At 58.9% G+C, this 18,406-nt stretch carries 19 protein-coding genes; 11 read left to right on the top strand and 8 right to left on the bottom strand.

Annotated elements, in window-relative coordinates:
• Positions 1-4: 4 nt before the first annotated feature.
• The 3 genes from hda to ACQUWM_RS17855 are packed head-to-tail and all read right to left on the bottom strand — an operon-like array spanning position 5 to position 2,526.
• Positions 5-721: a DnaA regulatory inactivator Hda gene (gene hda / locus ACQUWM_RS17865; protein WP_428923026.1), complete on the bottom strand. Its 717-nt coding sequence runs from the start codon at positions 719-721 to the stop codon at positions 5-7.
• Complete coding sequence (locus ACQUWM_RS17860) at positions 700-1,263, bottom strand: CDP-alcohol phosphatidyltransferase family protein (RefSeq protein WP_428923010.1); 564 nt, start codon at positions 1,261-1,263, stop codon at positions 700-702. The genes hda and ACQUWM_RS17860 overlap by 22 nt, the downstream gene beginning before the upstream one ends.
• Positions 1,264-1,287: 24 nt before the next feature.
• Positions 1,288-2,526, bottom strand: coding sequence for a DUF2066 domain-containing protein (locus ACQUWM_RS17855; protein ID WP_428923009.1), 1,239 nt, complete (start codon positions 2,524-2,526; stop codon positions 1,288-1,290).
• 194 nt (positions 2,527-2,720) lie between these two features.
• Here ACQUWM_RS17855 and purM point away from each other — a divergent pair, with 194 nt between their 5' ends.
• The 3 genes from purM to ACQUWM_RS17840 all read left to right on the top strand — a co-directional run bounded on the left by purM (position 2,721) and on the right by ACQUWM_RS17840 (position 5,323).
• On the top strand, positions 2,721-3,785 hold the full coding sequence (purM, locus tag ACQUWM_RS17850; RefSeq protein WP_428923008.1) for a phosphoribosylformylglycinamidine cyclo-ligase: 1,065 nt from the start codon (positions 2,721-2,723) through the stop codon (positions 3,783-3,785).
• Entirely contained in the window at positions 3,782-4,456 is a 675-nt protein-coding gene (gene purN, locus ACQUWM_RS17845; protein WP_428923007.1) for a phosphoribosylglycinamide formyltransferase, read from the top strand. Before purM ends, purN begins: the two co-directional genes overlap by 4 nt.
• Positions 4,457-4,534: 78 nt before the next feature.
• Positions 4,535-5,323 (top strand): DUF3108 domain-containing protein, encoded by a 789-nt coding sequence (locus tag ACQUWM_RS17840; protein ID WP_428923006.1) that lies wholly within the window; start codon positions 4,535-4,537, stop codon positions 5,321-5,323.
• On the opposite strand, the gene ACQUWM_RS17835 is transcribed toward ACQUWM_RS17840, so the two are convergent.
• The 4 genes from ACQUWM_RS17835 to apbC form a co-directional block, all read right to left on the bottom strand.
• Complete coding sequence (locus tag ACQUWM_RS17835) at positions 5,320-6,591, bottom strand: valine--pyruvate transaminase (RefSeq protein WP_428923005.1); 1,272 nt, start codon at positions 6,589-6,591, stop codon at positions 5,320-5,322. The genes ACQUWM_RS17840 and ACQUWM_RS17835 overlap by 4 nt on opposite strands.
• 65 nt (positions 6,592-6,656) lie before the next feature.
• Complete coding sequence (locus ACQUWM_RS17830; RefSeq protein WP_407000958.1) at positions 6,657-7,256, bottom strand: YjaG family protein; 600 nt, start codon at positions 7,254-7,256, stop codon at positions 6,657-6,659.
• A 40-nt stretch (positions 7,257-7,296) separates the two neighbouring features.
• Entirely contained in the window at positions 7,297-7,863 is a 567-nt protein-coding gene (dcd, locus tag ACQUWM_RS17825) for a dCTP deaminase (protein WP_127331840.1), read from the bottom strand.
• A 242-nt stretch (positions 7,864-8,105) separates the two neighbouring features.
• Positions 8,106-9,206: an iron-sulfur cluster carrier protein ApbC gene (gene apbC / locus ACQUWM_RS17820; RefSeq protein WP_407000959.1), complete on the bottom strand. Its 1,101-nt coding sequence runs from the start codon at positions 9,204-9,206 to the stop codon at positions 8,106-8,108.
• A gap of 189 nt (positions 9,207-9,395) precedes the next feature.
• Here apbC and metG point away from each other — a divergent pair, with 189 nt between their 5' ends.
• The 8 genes from metG to nth are packed head-to-tail and all read left to right on the top strand — an operon-like array spanning position 9,396 to position 17,616.
• On the top strand, positions 9,396-11,429 hold the full coding sequence (metG, locus tag ACQUWM_RS17815) for a methionine--tRNA ligase (protein WP_428923004.1): 2,034 nt from the start codon (positions 9,396-9,398) through the stop codon (positions 11,427-11,429).
• Between the two features lie 37 nt (positions 11,430-11,466).
• A complete protein-coding gene (rsxA, locus tag ACQUWM_RS17810) occupies positions 11,467-12,048 on the top strand; it encodes an electron transport complex subunit RsxA (RefSeq protein ID WP_127331834.1) in 582 nt (193 codons plus the stop codon).
• A 27-nt stretch (positions 12,049-12,075) separates the two neighbouring features.
• On the top strand, positions 12,076-12,654 hold the full coding sequence (gene rsxB / locus ACQUWM_RS17805) for an electron transport complex subunit RsxB (RefSeq protein ID WP_407000961.1): 579 nt from the start codon (positions 12,076-12,078) through the stop codon (positions 12,652-12,654).
• Complete coding sequence (rsxC, locus tag ACQUWM_RS17800; protein WP_428923003.1) at positions 12,654-14,477, top strand: electron transport complex subunit RsxC; 1,824 nt, start codon at positions 12,654-12,656, stop codon at positions 14,475-14,477. The genes rsxB and rsxC overlap by 1 nt, the downstream gene beginning before the upstream one ends.
• 22 nt (positions 14,478-14,499) lie before the next feature.
• Positions 14,500-15,552, top strand: coding sequence for an electron transport complex subunit RsxD (rsxD, locus tag ACQUWM_RS17795; RefSeq protein WP_407000963.1), 1,053 nt, complete (start codon positions 14,500-14,502; stop codon positions 15,550-15,552).
• Positions 15,553-15,555: 3 nt separating this feature from the next.
• A complete protein-coding gene (rsxG, locus tag ACQUWM_RS17790; protein WP_428923002.1) occupies positions 15,556-16,257 on the top strand; it encodes an electron transport complex subunit RsxG in 702 nt (233 codons plus the stop codon).
• 2 nt (positions 16,258-16,259) lie between these two features.
• Positions 16,260-16,976 carry an electron transport complex subunit E gene (locus ACQUWM_RS17785; RefSeq protein ID WP_406985370.1) on the top strand — a complete coding sequence of 239 codons (717 nt, stop codon included), beginning with the start codon at positions 16,260-16,262 and terminating at the stop codon, positions 16,974-16,976.
• Between the two features lies 1 nt (position 16,977).
• Positions 16,978-17,616, top strand: a complete 639-nt coding sequence (gene nth, locus ACQUWM_RS17780; protein ID WP_428923001.1) for an endonuclease III — start codon at positions 16,978-16,980, stop codon at positions 17,614-17,616.
• A 79-nt stretch (positions 17,617-17,695) separates the two neighbouring features.
• Here the strand turns inward: nth and ACQUWM_RS17775 are convergent, their stop codons facing one another.
• Positions 17,696-18,271, bottom strand: a complete 576-nt coding sequence (locus ACQUWM_RS17775) for a chalcone isomerase family protein (protein ID WP_407000966.1) — start codon at positions 18,269-18,271, stop codon at positions 17,696-17,698.
• Positions 18,272-18,406: the final 135 nt, after the last annotated feature.

Here is an 18,406-nt window from a genome sequence, read left to right as displayed (position 1 = left end):
CCCTTCACCAGCCCATGACCGATTTAACGAAGGGTATGGTCAACCTGCGCTGCGCCTGCAGGGAATTCTCATCCAGACGGTCGAGAATTCCCAGCAACTCGCCCAGCCGGCGTGGTGCACGCCGCAGAATAAAGCCGGCCACATCATCACCCATCACCAGCCCGCGCTGTTCCGCCCTGGCCATCAGGATCCTCAGACGATCATCATCCCGGTAGATGCCCAGCTGAAGCAGCAAACCATGGGTAAGCCGCGATACCAGATCCGGCAATACAAACGGCACGGAACCGGGTACTTCCGATAAACTGACAAGCAACAGATGGTTGTTGTCCAACACGCGATTGTACAGGTGAAAAACAGCCTCTTCCCAATCGGCCCGGCCGGCGATGAGATCAACGTCATCAAGACAGATCAGCGCCTGGTTCTCAAGCCCAGACAGGGCTTCTGGCCCAAACGGCAACAATTCCTGGATACTGACGCAAACCGCTGCCTCCTCATGGCTCTCCATGAAATGACAGGCTGCCTGCAACAAATGGCTTTTACCCGTGTCCGCATCACCGCACACCACCACGACAGGCACACGGGCGACCTGACGACAGATCGCCTCCAGGCGGTTTGCCGCCACGGCGTTACGGTCGCCATGAAAGTTGTCAAACCTTGCGTCATCCCGCAGTTTGACTCCCAGAGTCATCTGTGACGAACTCACTGCCGTTTTGCCCTCCAGGCCCGGCCACCCCAGACAACCAGGTAGTGCCCACCACTGACAACCGCTGAAAACGCAACCAGCAGAATGCCAGCTTCCATTACCCATGGAGGTATCGGCATCGGCAGCCCCGCCAACAGTACAATGATAGCAAGTACCACCAGTATCTGGACCAGAGTGTTGAATTTTCCCGGAATGCTGGGCTCCATTTCGAAGCGTCCGACGCCGTAGTGGAAAGCCAGTCCACCAATAACGATCAGCAGATCTCTCCCGAGGACCAGGGCAAAAAGCCATATTGGCAGCACCCCGGTCAATGTGAGCATCAGGTAGGCGGTAATAAGCAAAGCCTTGTCCGCCAGCGGGTCCGCGATGGCCCCCAGCCTGGACTTCCAGTTGAACTGGCGGGCGAGAAAGCCATCAAAAGCATCCGTCGCGGCGGCCAGGAGAAATATTCCCAGAGCCAAGCGGTATTCAATCGCCAACAGCGCGGCGGCGAAAGGAATAATCAGCACGAAGCGCAAAAACGTCAGGGCATTGGGTATCCAGCGCCACCGTTCTGACATTAGCAGGCTCCCTCTCCCCTTGGGTTACTCGGCATCATCCGAACTGATCACCGAGGCTGGCTGCCAGCGATAATGGAGAATTTCGTACAGCGATTCAAAGGCTTCTTCGGATTCTTCTGCGTCCCCCAGCAGCGGCTGGTAGGCAAACAGCGGATCAGACATAGCATCCGGGGATTCCTCCACCGCCTGGTCAGTGGTCGCTTCCGGGACCTGCTCCGGAGAGGGCTCTTCGGAAGGCGCGCTATTCACCACTTCCGACTCGGATAATGGAACAAAGCGCGTATCCAGCGCAATGTATTCACGCAACTGCTCCAGTTCACCCGAAAACGCAACCCTGAGGGTGAGTTGATCACCGGCCACCCGGGATGCGCCGACATCCTGCACCGGGGTCAGATCATCAAGCACGTTGATGATATTGCCGTAATCCTGCAGCGTACCCACACCCCGAACAACAATCTCGACCTGCGGCAAATCCCCCACATCGCCAGCAGCGACGGCGTAGCGGCTGGCAAACGCGTCAGCCCAGAGACCAACCACTTTATCTGCCAACTCCCGCTCACTGGCTGCAGTCACGGACTGCTCACCCTCATCCATGCCCATGCCGTCAAAAATCCAGCCCGCACGCCACTGATTCCCGGAGCGGTTCACCCGAACCAGCGCCATCAGATCGTGATCGAAACGTTCGGACGCGGATTTCACTCTGCCGGTGAATTGCCCCCAGATATCGGACAACAGCTCACGATCGTCCGCCATCGACCGTGGCGGGAAAGTCAGCGGCAAACCCCGGTCCGCGGCAGCCTGCCGGAACGCTTCCGACCAGCGGCTGTCACTGTCTCCATCAAAGGCGGTCAGCAACGAACGGGAGCCCCGCTCTTCCACCGCGACCCAGGCCAGGGTCAGCGGCCTGTTCGCGCCCCATACCGGAGCATCGATTGAAGCCAGGGCGCGGTTGACGCCCACTGCCCCGAAGCTCATCCGCAGGCGATCGCCCTCCTGCCGGCGCAGCACCTGATAGGACTGGAGCAGAGACTCGGCATCCGCAAGAAGCTCCTGCACGCCGTCGTAACTCAGAATATCGCTGCTCCCGGATACCCGAACAAATACCTTTTCGAGGCCGTCGGCATAACCCTGCTTCAGCTGGCCTGGCTGGGATCCGGCCACGGGAACCTCAACGGAATACAATCCGGTCACCGTCACCGCGCCAGCGGGAAAGGCCGCCAGCGCCACCAGTGTGCCGACAATCGGCAGAACCCACCGAATCATTCGCGTTGCCCGTGTCGAAATTCGTCCTGATAATGACATGAAACACCCTGCAATTCGCCTGAATGGCGCATAGGATACACCAAGGCCCGAGTCGTGAGTAGCTAGCGGGGATTTCGGAAAATCAATTTGGAGCGCCACCTCTCACCTGTTAAAATCCGCCGCCTGTCCCACTGGCCAAAACGGTTAAGCACACCATGAGCGAACAGAAGCCCTCCCTTACCTATCGCGATGCCGGCGTTGATATCGACGCAGGTAACGAACTCGTCAATCGCATCAAGGACACGGCAGCCCGTACCCGTCGTCCGGAAGTGCTCGGGGGACTGGGCGGTTTCGGCGCCATGGTTGCCATTCCCGCCGGTTACCGTGAGCCGGTACTGGTATCAGGTACTGATGGCGTAGGCACCAAACTGCGACTGGCCATGCAACTGCAAAAGCACGACAGCATCGGCATCGATCTTGTTGCCATGTGCGTGAACGATCTGGTGGTCGGCGGCGCCGAACCCCTGTTTTTCCTCGATTACTACGCAACCGGCAAGCTGAACGTCGATGTCGCCGCCCAGGTGGTGGCCGGTATCGGTGAAGGCTGTGAACAGGCGGGCTGCGCACTGGTTGGCGGTGAAACCGCTGAAATGCCAGGTATGTACGAAGGGGACGACTATGACCTGGCCGGCTTCTGTGTGGGTGTCGCCGAGCGCAGTGAGATTATTGATGGCAGCCGGGTACAGAAAGGCGATGCACTTATCGCTCTGGGGTCGTCAGGCCCGCACTCCAACGGCTATTCGCTGATTCGCAAGATCATCGAGGTCAGCAAGGTCGACCTGAATCAGACCATGGGTGATGGCACCCTGGCCGAAGCGCTGATGGCCCCGACACGCATTTACGTTAAAAACCTGCTTCAGCTGTTCCGTGAAGTGGATGTCCGGGCCCTGTCACACATTACCGGTGGCGGCCTGCCGGAGAATATTCCCAGGGTGCTGCCGGACGGCTCCATCGCGGCAATTGACACCGCAAGCTGGACCTTGCCGCCCGTTTTCCAGTGGCTGCAGGATGCCGGTGGCGTTGCCAGCGAGGAAATGTACCGCACCTTCAACTGCGGCGTGGGCATGATTGTCTGTGTACCGGCCAACCAGAAGGACCTCGCCCTCGATACGCTCACATCCATGGGCGAAAAGGCCTGGCAGATTGGCGTCATCGAAAGCGCAGACGATGCCTCAGCCAACTCTGTCGTTCGCTACGCTCCGGGAATGCTTGCAGAATGAATGCCGATCCAGCTCCTCAGCCCCGCATCCTGGTTCTCGCCTCTGGCAGCGGCACCAACCTTCAGGCGTTGATTGATGCCAGCCGCGAACGGGACTTCCCGGGACAAATTGTGGCGGTTGGCTGCAACAACCCGCAGGCATTTGCACTGGAGCGGGCTGCCCAGGCCAACATCGACACCTTCGTGGTGAACCACAAGGATTACGGGTCACGGGAAGAGTTTGACGGCGCGCTGATGGCTGAGATCCGTCGCCACAACCCGGATCTTGTCGTCCTGGCCGGCTTCATGCGCATCCTGACCACCGATTTTGTGCGGGCATTGCGGGGCACAATGCTGAACATCCACCCCTCCCTGCTTCCCAAATACACCGGGCTGAATACTCATCAGCGCACACTGGATGCCGGCGACAAGGTTCACGGCGTTTCCATCCACTTCGTCACGGAAGAACTGGATGGCGGCCCGGTGATCGCCCAGGCCGAGGTCACGATCGATCCGGATGACACCGCCGACTCCCTTGCGGAGAAAGTCCAGGAGAAAGAACACCTGTTGTACCCGATCGTGGTTCGCTGGTTCTGCGAAGGGCGTATCCAATTGGGTACAGACTACGTCCTGTTTGACGGCGAACTGCTGAACAAACCCATGCGACTTCCCGACGAAAGGGTCGTACACTAAACAGATTGTCACCCTCCCTTGTGGCCAGGCGGGCTACACTGACTAGATCATGTAGCCTTGCGCAACAGGAGCGACACCATGACTGCGTCCCTTTTGGTCAGATTTCCCGCCGCCATCATTACCTGCGCGGCCCTGACCTTCTCCCAAACCCCCGCCCTGGCAGACGAGCCGCAGGGTGAAACCGAAAGTCCGCAGCAGCAAACCCGCGCCCAGGCATTTGATTACCCCCCTCTCCTGCCGCTGAAAGCCAGCTACAACGCGTCCATGGACAAAGGCATCTCCCTCAACGGCAGCGCCACCCGAAGTCTGACTGAACGGGATGACGGCACCTGGATCTATAGGACCGACGTTGACTCATTCATTGCGGATATTGAGGAATCCCTGATCCTGCGATGGAAAAACAACCGGGTTATCCCTCTCAAGTATCGCTATAAACTGTCGGGTTTTCTGATCAGGGATCGCAAGGAGGCTATCGATTTTGACTGGAACAACCGGGTTGCAAGCGGTCACCACGAAGGGGACAGGTTCTCACTGGAACTGGAGGACGGGACACTGGACCCCATGGGCCATCAACTCCAGCTTCATCAGGATATACGCGCGGGCAAAAGGGAAATGGAGTACCGCGTCATCGACAAGGGCGATTACGACACTGACCGTTTTGCAGTGATTGACGAAGAGACCCTGCAAACCGACCAGGGCGAGATGATGACTCTCAAGGCCGAGAAAGTCCGTGACGACGACAGCAAACGCCAGACCCTTATGTGGTTCGCCCCCGACCAGGAATACCTGCTGGTCCGGCTGCTACAGGTTGAGCCCGACGGCAGCCGTTACGAAATCAGGATTGATGACGCAGAAATCCGCCGCTAGCCGTTGTGGGCGGCCCACACCGCTTTGACCTCATCCGCGATAATACGCAGACCTTCCGCAACCCTGTCATCATCCTGTGAGTAGGTCACCCGCAGGCACTCATGGCGATGCTTCCAGTCTTCATCCGGCAAGCCCGGGAAAAAGTAATGACCGGAAACCACCAACACGCCCCGGGCCTTGAGGCGCTGATAGAGTTCCAGGCTGCTGATCGGCAAATCCGGGAACCACAACCACAGGAACATGGCGCCCTCGGGCTTGTGGACATACCAGTGGCAGCTGTCTTCACCCATGGCTTCCCGGAAAGCGGCCACGGCCTTCTCCATCTTGGCCTTGTAGAACGGGCACACCACATCCCGGCTCAGGGAAAGAATCTCTCCGGATCGCACCAGAGGTTCCGCCAGCATGGCGCCAAAGCTGCCGGTGGCCAGATTCATGATCGCATTGATCCCGGAAAGCGCCTTGATCACCGGTTCAGAGGCAATAACAATACCGGTGCGAGCTGCAGGCAACCCGAGTTTGGACAAGCTCAGGCACAGGATGATCTGGTCGTTCCAGGTCGGCGTAGCGTCGACAAACAGCAGGTTCGGGAACGGGGTGCCATAGGCGCCGTCCACGATGAGCGGCACGTCATGCTGGCGAGCCAGCTGCTCTAGCCTGGCCAGCTCTTCATCGGTAATGACGTTGCCCGTCGGGTTGGTGGGCCTGGACACGCAGATGGCGCCGGTTTCCCCGGTAACCTCGACCGCGTCAAAATCCACCCGGTACTTGAATTCATGGGCATCAGTAAACGAGATTTCCGGCTGCACGGCGTGGAACAGGCCTTGCTCAATGCCGGCGTCCGCGTAACCGATGTACTCCGGCGCCAGCGGCAGCAGGATGTGTTTGCGCTGGCCGTCGCCGTATTCTCCGCCGAACATGTTGAAGAGCATGAAGAAGGCAGCCTGGCTGCCGTTGGTGAGCGCAATGTTCTCGGGCTTGAGCCCCCAGCCATACTCGCGGTTGAGCAATTCCGCCAGGGACGCAATGAACTGCTTTTCGCCCTGGGGTGGATCGTAGATTCCCACCAGGCGACGCATGTCCGCCGGCGTCTGACAGATGTCCGCCAGTATCTCCTGAACCCTCTCCTGAATCTCGGGAATGTGCCCCGGGTTGCCGCCTCCCATCATGATCATGTCGTCACCGGAGGCCAGCGCATTACCCAGGTCATCCATCAATGAGGTAATGCCGGCATCGGCGGTGAATTTCCGACCAAAAGCTGAAAGTTTCATGAGGCTTCCCAAATTCAACAGGGGGTTACGGATTCAGTGTAGGACAGGAGCTGGGCAACCGCCGGCTAGTCTCCGAGGGAGACGCCCAGGTTGCTTACGCCGTCGTTGACGGCTTGCTGGCGCAGTCGCTCGACAAACTGACTGGTGGGTGTACGCTGTCGCTTGAGGTCAAGCACCAGATCCCGCTGGAACGCCTTGTCTTCTTTCATGAGCGGGTGCTGGTCCAACAACCTGACCAGTTCGTCCTCGTCGAGATCTTCGCCTTCGGACATTTCCACGAAGTTCATAACCGTGGTGGTGGCGATTCCGGAAGCTTCGGTTGCCCGGTGTTTTCCGGGGTTGAGCCGGTTCAGCAGTGCCTGCTCCAGCAGCTGGCAGAAATCAAACGCCGGGTAGACTCCGTAGGCATCGTAGGCGTTCACGTCCGGGGACAGGGCTTCCAGCTTCGCCAGTAATTGCGGTATAGCGGCTTCCGAGGCATCCTTCTGAAGCATGTCCCAGGCCAGGTCCATAAGTTGGCGCATTTTGGCACCGGTTTTCAGCTCTACGGCATCCGCAAACAGGGCGTAGTTGGGAAACGAGCGCTCGGCCAGCGCCAGCAGGAAGGCACATTCCCGCCAGCCCTGGAGTTGCGAGACCGCTTTGAGAAACTGATTGGCGTTCAAGTCAGCCTCCGGTAATGCTCAGGAAATCGGCAGGATTTCCTCATGTTTTCGGCAACGTAACGCCGGTTTGGCCAAGGTATTTGCCGCCCCGGTCCTTGTAGCTGGTTTCGCAGATTTCATCGGACTCGAAGAACAGCATCTGGGCCACACCTTCGTTGGCGTAGATTTTGGCTGGCAGGTTGGTGGTGTTGGAGAATTCCAGGGTGACCTGCCCCTCCCACTCGGGTTCCAGCGGTGTGACGTTGACGATGATGCCACAGCGCGCGTAGGTGGATTTGCCCAGGCAGATGGTGAGTACGCTGCGGGGGATGCGGAAGTATTCTACGGTCCGCGCCAGTGCGAAGGAGTTCGGCGGGATGATGCAGACGTCACCGGTGTAGTTCACGAAGCTGTTGTCGTCGAAATTTTTGGGGTCGACGGTGGCTGAGTGGACGTTGGTGAAGATTTTGAATTCGTTGCTGCAGCGTACGTCGTAGCCGTAGCTGGAGGTGCCGTAGGAGATGACTCGGCCTTTTTCGGTTTCACGGACCTGGCCGGCCTCGTAGGGCTCGATCATGCCGTGTTCTGCGGACATCCGGCGAATCCACTTATCGGATTTGATGCTCATGGGTGAAGTCTCGTTTTCGCTGGGAAAAATTGAGGCGTAGTTTACCTGTTCCCTCGGAGTCTGTCGAAGCCCTTCTACCTACTAAACTTGGGGGCTTCGGGGGCAGGAAGGGCGGTCCAAAAACCGCTACGAGCACATCCATGTGCGCTTCTCTCCGGCCGTCCATGGCCTCCGAGATTTTTGGACCGCCCTTCCTGCCCCCTCGATCAAACTGCTTAGCGAGCCATCCGGATTTTGCGGATTTAGTGTTCAGTCACCGATACGCTGGAGATTGATCCGCTCAGGTTACGCTCTCTGGTGGACAGCTCTGCCCCAACACGACGGGCAATATCCCGGTAACGTCGGGCAACCTCGGAATCCGGCTCGGCGACGACGGACGGAGTGCCGCCGTCGGTCTGTTCACGGATGGTCATGTGCAACGGCAGCTGACCGAGGAGTGTGGTGTCGTACTCCTCGGCGATGCGTTCTCCACCACCGTGGCCGAACAGGGGTTCTTCGTGGCCGCAGTTGCTGCAGATGTGGACGCTCATGTTTTCCACCACGCCCAGCACCGGGATGTCGACTTTGCGGAACATTTCGATGCCTTTTTTGCCGTCCAGCAGGGCGATGTCCTGCGGGGTGGTGACGATGACGGCGCCGGTGACGGGGACTTTCTGGGCCAGGGTGAGCTGGATGTCGCCGGTGCCCGGGGGCATGTCAACGATGAGGTAGTCGAGTTCGTTCCATAGAGTCTGTTGCAGTAGTTGCATGACGGCGCCGCTGACCATGGGGCCGCGCCAGACCATGGGGGTTTTGTCGGTGACGACGAAGGCCATGGAGTTGGCTTGCAGGCCGTGGGCGTCCATGGGGACGAAGTATTTGTTTTCGCGGGTGTCGGGGCGTTTGCCTTCGGGGACGCCGAGCATCATGCCGATGCTGGGGCCGTAGATGTCGGCGTCGAGGATGCCGACTCTGGCGCCTTCGGCCTGGAGGGCCAGGGCGAGGTTGACGGCGGTGGTGGATTTGCCGACGCCGCCCTTGCCGGAGGCGACGGCGATGATGTTTTTCACGCCGGGAACCGAAGGCAGGTCTTTCTGGACTTTGTAGGAGTGGATTTTCTGGCCGACGTGGACGTCCGCACTTTCCACACCATCAACATCTTCCAGGGCGTTGGTGACCAGTTGTTTCAAGGCGCCGGCGATGCCTTTTGACGGGTATGGCAGTTCCACCATGAGGGTCACTTTGCCGTTGTCGTCCGCGGTCAGGGACTTGACGGCGCCTAGGTCGTATAGGTCCTGATCACGATACGGGTCGCGGTACTGGCGAACCGCCGCTTGCAGCGCCTGTTCTGAAATCTGGGTCATCGGGTTCTCCGGAATAAGCTCATGCTTGATTTGCAGCACGGAAACAGGTGTTTCGGATGAAAAATATCTGTCCGGAAGGTATCATCTGTGCCCGTTTCTGGCCATACAGAGTCTTTACCCGGATCATCGGCAGACTCTGTGTTACTGATTTACGCCAAATCCTTATTCATTAAAGGTTCGGATATCAACATGACGCAAGCGAGTTCAAAGCAACAGCGCGATATTCTGGTCACCAGCGCCCTGCCTTATGCCAATGGCCCTATTCATCTGGGTCATCTGCTGGAATACATTCAGACGGACATCTGGGTGCGTTACCAGAATATGCGAGGCCAGAACTGTTACTACGTTTGCGCCGACGATGCCCACGGTACTGCGATCATGCTGCGCGCCGAGCGCGAGGACATTACTTCCGAGCAGCTGATTGATCGCATCCGTGACGAGCATCAGCAGGATTTCAGCGGTTTCCATATCCGCTTTGACAACTACTACACCACGCATTCCGAGGAAAACCGCCAGTTCTCGGAATATATCTACCGGCAGCTGCAGGAAAACGGGCATATTGCGACCCGCAAGATTACCCAGTCCTTTGATCCGGAAAAAAACATGTTCCTGGCGGACCGGTTTATCAAGGGCACCTGTCCAAAATGTAAGACCGAAGACCAGTACGGGGACAACTGCGAAGCCTGTGGTGCCACCTACACACCAGCCGAGCTGATTAATCCGCGCTCCGCCGTCTCTGGCGCCACGCCGATTGAGAAGGAGTCCGAGCACTATTTCTTCAAGCTGCCGGATTTTGCCGATTTCCTCGCCAAGTGGACCCGTAGCGGTACGCTTCAGCCGCAGGTGGCCAACAAGCTGGCCGAGTGGCTGGATGCCGGTCTGCAGGAGTGGGATATCAGCCGTGATGCGCCCTACTTCGGTTTCGAGATTCCGGATGCTCCGGGCAAGTATTTCTATGTCTGGCTGGACGCACCGATCGGGTACCTGGCCAGCTTCAAGAACCTGTGCAACCGGGAAGATATCGACTTCGAGCATTTCTGGAAGGCCGATTCCACCGCCGAGGTGTACCACTTCATCGGCAAGGACATTATTAACTTCCACGCACTGTTCTGGCCGTCGATGCTGCACGACGCCGGTTTCCGCACGCCGACAGCGGTCTGGGCCCACGGTTTTGTCACCGTTAACGGCAAGAAGATGTCCAAGTCCCGGGGCACATTCATCATGGCCCGTACTTACCTGGATCACCTGAATCCGGAGTACCTGCGCTATTACTTCGCTGCCAAGCTGACCGGCGGCGTGGATGACATGGACCTGAACCTGGAGGACTTCGCCTCGCGGGTGAATTCGGATCTGGTGGGTAAGGTGGTCAATATCGCCAGCCGCAGTGCAGGGTTCATCACCAAGCGTTTTAATGGCCAGCTTGGTCAGGTCACCGAGCACGACAAGTTGAAAGAGTTTATTGATGCCGGTGAGGAAATCGCCGACTTCTATGAGGCCCGCGAGTTTGGCCGCGCCATGCGTCGTATTATGGAACTGGCGGATATTGCCAACCAGTACGTGAACGACGAACAGCCGTGGGTGATCGCCAAGCAGGAGGGGCAGGAACACAATCTGCAGGCAATCTGCACCAACGCCATCAACATGTTCCACCTGTTGATGACCTATCTGGCTCCGGTGCTACCGGAGACCGCGAAAGCTTCCGAGGCATTCCTGAAGGCCGGGCTCGACTGGAACAATCGCGGCGAGCGCCTGGAAAACCATGGCATCAACAAGTTCAAGCCGCTGATGAGCCGGGTGGATATGGCGCAGATCGAGAAAATGCTGGACGCGTCCAAAGAGGAGCTGCCCGCAGCGACCGGAAAACCGGCTGAAACTGCCAATCTCGAACCGGTGGCCGACGAGATAGAATTCGGGGACTTTGCGAAAGTGGACCTTCGGGTGGCAAAAATTGTCAAAGCCGAACAGGTAGAAGGTGCCGACAAGCTGCTCCGGCTGACGCTGGATATCGGGCATGGTGACCGCAACGTGTTTGCCGGCATCAAATCCGCCTACAAGCCGGAGGAACTGGAAGGCCGGCTGACGGTGATGGTTGCCAACCTGAAGCCCCGTAAGATGAAGTTCGGAATGTCTGAAGGCATGGTTCTGGCAGCGGGCCCCGGCGGCAAGGACATTTTTATCCTGTCACCGGACTCCGGCGCCACCCCGGGCATGCGGATCATGTAAGGCACCTGCGTAAACGCAGTGTGATGGAGCAAGGCGAATGACCGAGTATTTGCTGATTCTGGTCAGCACCATTCTGGTGAACAACTTTGTGCTGGTTCAGTTCCTGGGGCTGTGCCCGTTCATGGGGGTGTCCGGCAAGCTGGAAACCGCCATGGGCATGTCTCTGGCGACGACCTTTGTGCTGACCCTTGCTTCGGTGTGCAGTTATCTGGCCTACACCTACCTGCTGGAGCCCCTGGATCTGGCGTTCCTGAAGACCATCACGTTTATTCTGGTGATTGCGGTGGTGGTTCAGTTCACCGAAATGGTGGTGCGCAAGACCAGCCCCCTGCTCTATCGGGTGCTGGGCATTTTCCTGCCGCTGATCACCACCAACTGCGCGGTGCTCGGCGTGGCGTTGCTGAACCTGAACAAGAACAACAACTTCGTGGAATCTGTCCTGTATGGTTTTGGTGCGGCCGCCGGATTCTCGCTGGTTCTCGTGCTGTTTGCCGCCATGCGTGAGCGTATCGCCGTTGCCGATGTGCCCGTGGCCTTCCGCGGCGCCGCCATTGGCATGGTGACCGCAGGACTGATGTCATTGGCGTTCCTGGGCTTCACCGGCCTGGTCGGCGTTTGACCGGGTAAGGTTTAGGGGTATCGATTTATGTGGACAAGCATCCTCATCGCCGTTGTTGTTCTGTTAGCCCTGGCCGTGGTGTTTGGCGGGCTGCTGGGTTACGCCGCTGAGCGCTTCCGGGTTGAAGGCAATCCCCTGGTGGAACAAATCGATTCCCTGCTGCCGCAAACCCAGTGTGGCCAGTGCGGCTACCCCGGTTGCCGCCCCTATGCGGAATCCATTGCCGAGGGCGGCCCCATCAACAAATGCCCTCCGGGCGGTGAAGGTACGATCAAATCCCTGGCCGACCTACTGGATGTGGAACCCGAGCCCCTGGACGCCGAGCATGGTATCGAGCAGGAGAAGCGGGTGGCGGTCATTCGTGAGGATGAGTGCATTGGCTGTACCAAGTGCATCCAGGCCTGCCCTGTCGACGCCATTCTGGGTTCCGCCAAGCACATGCATACGGTCATCGAAAGCGAATGCACCGGCTGTGACCTGTGCGTGGATCCCTGCCCGGTCGACTGCATCGACATGGTCACTATCGAACCAGACATCCGCGCCTGGACCTGGAATCCGCCAAAGACGGACATCATTGCCACTGATCGCCAGGGGGCCAGCGCCTGATGACACAACTCTGGGATTTCGCCGGCGGTATTCACCCGGCAGAGAACAAGCATCAGTCAACGGGGCGCGCCATCCGCCAGGCCGGCATTCCGCAACGGCTGGTATTGCCACTGCAGCAACACATCGGCGTTCCCGCAGAGGCGATGGTTGCGGTTGGCGACCGCGTACTGAAAGGCCAGCGAATTGCAGAAGTGTCCGGCGGCATGGGCGTGCCCATTCACGCACCGACTTCCGGAACCATTGAGTCCATCGCCCGCCTGCCGGTACCCCATCCCTCCGGCATGGACGACTGGTGCATTACCCTCATACCCGACGGCGAGGACCAATGGTGCCAGCGCCACCCGCTGCCGGATTATCGCAACCTGGACCGCGAGGAGGTTCTGGAAACCATCCGCAATGCCGGCATCTCGGGCATGGGTGGTGCGGGCTTCCCGACCAACATCAAACTCAGGCCGCCCAAGGATCGCAAGGTTGGTACCCTGATCCTCAATGGCGCCGAGTGCGAGCCGTACATCACCGCCGATGATATGACCATGCGCGAACGGGCGGATGAGATCATTGCCGGTCTGAAGATCATGGCCTGGATCCTGCGCCCGGAACGCTGCGTCATCGCCATTGAGGACAACAAGCCGGAAGCGATCGCAGCGATGAAAACGGCGGCCGAAGGCACTCAGATCGAAGTCGTCGTGGTGCCGACCAAGTACCCGTCCGGCGGCGAAAAACAGCTGATCCAGATCCTCACCGGCATGGAGGTGCCCAGTGGCGGCATCCCGGCAGACATTGGCGTTATGTGCCAGAACGTCGGCACCGCCATTGCCGTGGCCCGGGCCATTCTGGAGGGCGAACCACTAATCCGGCGCGTGGTCACCATTACCGGCGAAGCGGTTTCCGGGCCCGGAAACTTCGAAGCGCTTCTGGGCACCCCCATCCATTATCTGCTGAGCCAGGCCGGATTGCGGGAAGCCCAACTGAATCGGCTGGTTCTCGGCGGCCCGATGATGGGGTATACGTTGCATACCCCCGACATACCGGTGGTCAAGACCAGCAACTGCGTGATTGCCGCCAGCGCGCAGGAACTGCCCGAGCCTGAACCGGAACAACCCTGCATCCGTTGCGGCCAGTGCGCCGAAGCCTGCCCCATGGAGCTGCTACCGCAACAGTTGTTCTGGCATGCCAAGGCCGGCGAATTCGAGAAGGCGGAACACCTGAACCTGTTCGACTGCATTGAATGCGGAGCCTGTTCCTATGTCTGCCCCAGCTCCATTCCCCTGGTGCAGTACTACCGGTTTGCCAAGGGCGAAATTCGCATTCAGCAGGCAGAGCAAGTAAAAGCGGATCGCGCCCGGGAGCGTTTCGAGGCACGTCAGGCCCGGCTGGAACGGGAACAACAGGAGAAGGAACTGCGCCGCAAGGAACGCGCCAAAGCCGCAGCGGAAGCCCAGGCAAAGAAGAAAGAGGAAGCGGAACAAGCCGCTGCCAAAGGCGAAGCCGTCGATGAAAAGGCCGCCAAGGCGGCTCTGGTGCAGGAGGCGCTGGCTCGCAAGAAAGCCGGCACGCCAGCTGCGTCCGAACCGCAGGCTACCGGCGCGGAGAACACGGCATCGGCACCCGATATTCCCGCCCTGGAAAAACAGCTGACCCAGGCGAAGTCCAAGCTGGAGACCATGCAGTCAATGCTGGATGACGCCAAGGCACAGCAAGCGGACAACGTCGACAAGCTCGAGCGCGCGGTTGCCAAGAATCACGAACGGGTAAAACGGGCAGAAGAAGCCCTGGCTGAGGCCGGTGTGGACACCACCCCGGCGACCCAATCCACCGAATAACGGACATCAGGGCCAAGTCTTCATGGCATTAGTACAACAGTCTTCTCCCCATGCCCGTAAAGCCCGGTCGACTTCCCGGCTCATGCTCTGGGTGATTCTGGCCGCCGTGCCAGGCTTGCTGGCGCAGACGATCTTCTTCGGCTGGGGTAACCTGATCAATGTGGTGTGGTGTGTTGCCGTCGCCCTGGCTGCGGAAGCCGCCATGCTGTCGCTTCGCAGAAAGCCGCTGGCGTTTTTTCTCAGGGACAACACCGCCGCCGTGACTGGCCTGCTGCTGGGGCTGTCGCTGCCCCAGTTCGTTCCGCTGTGGGTCTCGGCCATCGCCGTGATATCAGCCATTGTCATGGCCAAGCAGCTCTATGGCGGGCTTGGTTCCAACCCCTTCAACCCGGCCATGGTCGGTTATGCACTGGTGCTGATTTCCTTTCCCGTGGCGATGACGACCAACTGGGCCCAGCCCGGCCTGCTCTGGGAGTCCGCACCCGGGTTTGGCGAAACCCTCAACCTGCTGGCATCCGGTCAGCAGGCCGTTGTGGATGGCTACACCATGGCCACACCGCTGGATGAGTACAAGCACAAGATAGCCACCCACACGGCCGCGGAAGTACTGGCACACCCCACCTTTGGCGACGGCATCGCCCACGGCTGGGAGTGGGTGAACGCGGCTTTCCTGCTGGGCGGCCTGGTTCTGATCGGCCTCAAGATCATTACCTGGCACATTCCCGTCAGCATGTTGGCCGCCATTGCCGTGATGAGCCTCGCCTTTGGCAGTAATCCCGACCAGTACGCACCGGTTTCCCTGCACTTGCTGGCCGGTGGGACCATGCTCGGCGCCTTCTTTATTGCCACCGATCCGGTCTCCGCCGCCACCAGCCATCAGGGCAAGCTCATATACGGGGCCGGTATCGGGGTGCTGATATACGTTATCCGCAGCTGGGGCAATTACCCGGACGCGGTTGCATTCAGCGTACTGTTGATGAATTTCGCCGTGCCCTTTATCGATCACTACACGCCGCCCCGCACTTATGGTCACCATAAGGCCCGGCGCGGCGTTCCCGGCAAGACTCAGGGGTAACTTATGGCCGCTATTGCACAGTCCGTCCGTCGCAGCGCCATTGGTCTTGGCCTGTTCGCGGTCATCACCGGCGGCACCATTGCCGTCACCCAGGTTATGACCGCCGATCGCATCGCCGAACAGGCCGCCCGCGCCGAAGCCCAGGCCCTGTTCGAGATTATTCCCGAGAGCCATCACGACAACGATCTGCTCAGGGACACCGTGCAACTGCCGGCAAGTGATCGCCTGGCCCAGCCTGACCCCATAACCGCCTGGGTAGCGCGCAAGGGTGAGCGGCCTGTTGGACTGATCCTTCCCGCAGTGGCGCCGGATGGCTATTCCGGGAACATCCGCCTGCTGGTGGGCATCGACCTTCAGGGCAATGTTCTCGGCGTGCGGGTAACCAGCCACCGGGAAACCCCCGGGCTCGGCGACGGAATTGAAACCAAGAAATCCGACTGGATTTATTCGTTTGACGGTCGTAGCCTCGGCGATCCGGCCCCCGACCGCTGGAACGTAAAAAAGAACGGCGGTGTCTTTGACCAGTTTACCGGGGCTACCATTACCCCAAGGGCCGTGGTCAAAGCGGTTCAGCGGACCCTGGTATACTTTCGCCAGAACCGGGAGGAAGTGCGGGATATTCTCAATGAGCCTCCGGAAAGGCGCAGCAACCCCATCAATCCGGACACTGTCGCTGGCGAACATCAAGACACGGAGCACTCCTGATCATGGCAACCAAGAGCAACCCGGAAATCATTCGTGAGGGCCTCTGGACCAACAACCCTGCCCTGGTCCAGGTACTCGGCCTGTGCCCATTGCTGGCGGTCACCAGCACCGTGGTTAACGCCATCGGACTGGGACTGGCGACCCTTATGGTATTGATGGGGTCCAACCTGGCCGTGTCACTGATCCGGAATTTTGTGAGCGAATCCGTGCGCCTGCCCGCGTTTGTGATGATCATCGCCTCCTTCGTCACCTGTGCCGAGCTACTGATGCAGGCTTTCACCTATGAGCTGTATCAGATCCTCGGCATTTTCATCCCGCTGATCGTCACCAACTGCGCCATTCTGGGGCGGGCGGATGCGTTCGCTTCCAAGAACGGACCGGTACCGGCCCTTCTCGACGGCGTGATGATGGGACTGGGATTCCTTGCGGTGCTGGTTGTGCTCGGCGCCATGCGCGAGCTCATTGGTCAGGGCACCCTGTTTACCGGCATGGATCTGCTGCTTGGCCCCATGGCCGCGGACTGGGGCATTCGCCCGCTGGAAAATTACCCGGACATGCTGTTCATGGTACTGCCGCCAGGTGCGTTCGTGGGGCTGGGGCTATTGATCGCACTGAAGAACGGCATCGACAACCAGATCAAGGAGCGCCGCAGCGCCGGAGTGACCGATCCGGTCAACACTGGCAGCAAGCGGGTTCGGGTTACAGGACAGGTTTCTTGAAATGAATCGGGAAAAACGCACTGAAATATTCACTCGCCTGCGGGACAACAACCCCAATCCCACAACTGAACTGAACTACTCAACGCCATTTGAGTTGCTGGTCGCCGTCACCCTGTCGGCCCAGGCGACCGATGTCGGAGTCAACAAGGCCACGGACAAGCTGTTTCCGGTTGCCAACACGCCGGCCGCCATCCTGGCCCTGGGTGTGGATGGTCTGAAGGAATACATCAAGACCATCGGCCTGTTTAACAGCAAGGCGGAGAATGTCATCAAGACCTGCCGGATACTGCTGGAAAAACACGGGGGCGAGGTACCCGATAATCGTGAGGATCTGGAAGCCCTGCCGGGCGTTGGCCGGAAAACGGCTAATGTGGTGCTTAACACGGCCTTTGGGCAGCCGGCCATGGCGGTAGATACCCACATTTTCAGGGTGTCCAACCGCACCGGAATTGCGCCCGGAAAAAACGTACTGGAAGTGGAAAAGCGCCTGATGCGCCTGGTGCCAAAAGAATTTCTTCTGGACGCCCACCACTGGCTGATTCTTCACGGCCGTTACACCTGCACCGCCAAAAAGCCCAAATGCGGCGCCTGTCTCATTGAGGACCTGTGTGAGTTCAAACAGAAGCGGGACTATCAGTAGTCAGACATAGAGCCCGATGATCACAATGGCAGGCAGCCGCCGGCACAGATTGCCCGGCGGCTGGTAATGGCTGGGCGACTTACCGCTGGCCCAGCATCCTGGCTTTCAGGTCTTTCTGGGCAGGCGTGTCGGACAGCCAGATACCGAACAGGGCCTTTTTGAATTCCAGATCACCCACGGTATCCCGGACCTCACCATTCTTGAGGACACGTACACCTTCAGACGGAAGGTAGACAAGATCGAATACGTCGCCCTCGGTGATCTCTTCTTCAAAGACTGACATGAACCGGTCCACATCGTCCTGGATCGCCGACATATCCCCATCGGTCGCACTGTCGAAACCTTCGAGGGTGGCTTCGGTCATGCGATCACTGGTGATCATGCCGGAAATGATGTGCAAAGTGATTGCCTGGGGTTCGTCGGCATTAATCACCGCCACACCATCATCAATGGTTTCCGGCACGTACAGACCACCCACATACAGGTCCATAAACCATTTTGAACGGGTACCGGCACCGTTGAGCTTGAGTTCGGTGTCCATGGCGGAATAGGTGTCCGGGACATCCACACCTTCCACGGTAAGGGCGGACACCGGAGCCGACAACGCGGCAGACAGTGCCAGTGACACAAAACCTGTTGATAGAGCCTTCTTCATCATCCTTTCCTTTTCAGTCGTTATTATTGAGTCGTTGTAGTTTTTATACCGGGTTTCGACAGCCTATCCCTGCCCGGGAAAAACATTCTAACAGGGGGAATAACGACGATTGCGCAACGTGGTTCTCATTTGGGC

Origin of the sequence: Marinobacter sp. DUT-3, assembly GCF_050379435.1 — a bacterium.
Taxonomy (GTDB): domain Bacteria; phylum Pseudomonadota; class Gammaproteobacteria; order Pseudomonadales; family Oleiphilaceae; genus Marinobacter.
This window is presented reverse-complemented; position numbering and strand designations above follow the sequence as displayed.

What these genes read in the sequence shown, in the direction of transcription:
- ACQUWM_RS17860 (WP_428923010.1), bottom strand. Translation starts at nt 1,263, where the DNA reads ATGTCAGAACGGTGGCGCTGGATACCCAATGCCCTGACGTTTTTGCGC.
- ACQUWM_RS17855 (WP_428923009.1), bottom strand. Translation starts at nt 2,526, where the DNA reads ATGATTCGGTGGGTTCTGCCGATTGTCGGCACACTGGTGGCGCTGGCG.
- purM (WP_428923008.1), top strand. Translation starts at nt 2,721, where the DNA reads ATGAGCGAACAGAAGCCCTCCCTTACCTATCGCGATGCCGGCGTTGAT.
- purN (WP_428923007.1), top strand. Translation starts at nt 3,782, where the DNA reads ATGAATGCCGATCCAGCTCCTCAGCCCCGCATCCTGGTTCTCGCCTCT.
- ACQUWM_RS17840 (WP_428923006.1), top strand. Translation starts at nt 4,535, where the DNA reads ATGACTGCGTCCCTTTTGGTCAGATTTCCCGCCGCCATCATTACCTGC.
- ACQUWM_RS17835 (WP_428923005.1), bottom strand. Translation starts at nt 6,591, where the DNA reads ATGAAACTTTCAGCTTTTGGTCGGAAATTCACCGCCGATGCCGGCATT.
- dcd (WP_127331840.1), bottom strand. Translation starts at nt 7,863, where the DNA reads ATGAGCATCAAATCCGATAAGTGGATTCGCCGGATGTCCGCAGAACAC.
- apbC (WP_407000959.1), bottom strand. Translation starts at nt 9,206, where the DNA reads ATGACCCAGATTTCAGAACAGGCGCTGCAAGCGGCGGTTCGCCAGTAC.
- metG (WP_428923004.1), top strand. Translation starts at nt 9,396, where the DNA reads ATGACGCAAGCGAGTTCAAAGCAACAGCGCGATATTCTGGTCACCAGC.
- rsxA (WP_127331834.1), top strand. Translation starts at nt 11,467, where the DNA reads ATGACCGAGTATTTGCTGATTCTGGTCAGCACCATTCTGGTGAACAAC.
- rsxB (WP_407000961.1), top strand. Translation starts at nt 12,076, where the DNA reads ATGTGGACAAGCATCCTCATCGCCGTTGTTGTTCTGTTAGCCCTGGCC.
- rsxC (WP_428923003.1), top strand. Translation starts at nt 12,654, where the DNA reads ATGACACAACTCTGGGATTTCGCCGGCGGTATTCACCCGGCAGAGAAC.
- rsxD (WP_407000963.1), top strand. Translation starts at nt 14,500, where the DNA reads ATGGCATTAGTACAACAGTCTTCTCCCCATGCCCGTAAAGCCCGGTCG.
- rsxG (WP_428923002.1), top strand. Translation starts at nt 15,556, where the DNA reads ATGGCCGCTATTGCACAGTCCGTCCGTCGCAGCGCCATTGGTCTTGGC.
- ACQUWM_RS17785 (WP_406985370.1), top strand. Translation starts at nt 16,260, where the DNA reads ATGGCAACCAAGAGCAACCCGGAAATCATTCGTGAGGGCCTCTGGACC.
- nth (WP_428923001.1), top strand. Translation starts at nt 16,978, where the DNA reads ATGAATCGGGAAAAACGCACTGAAATATTCACTCGCCTGCGGGACAAC.
- ACQUWM_RS17775 (WP_407000966.1), bottom strand. Translation starts at nt 18,271, where the DNA reads ATGAAGAAGGCTCTATCAACAGGTTTTGTGTCACTGGCACTGTCTGCC.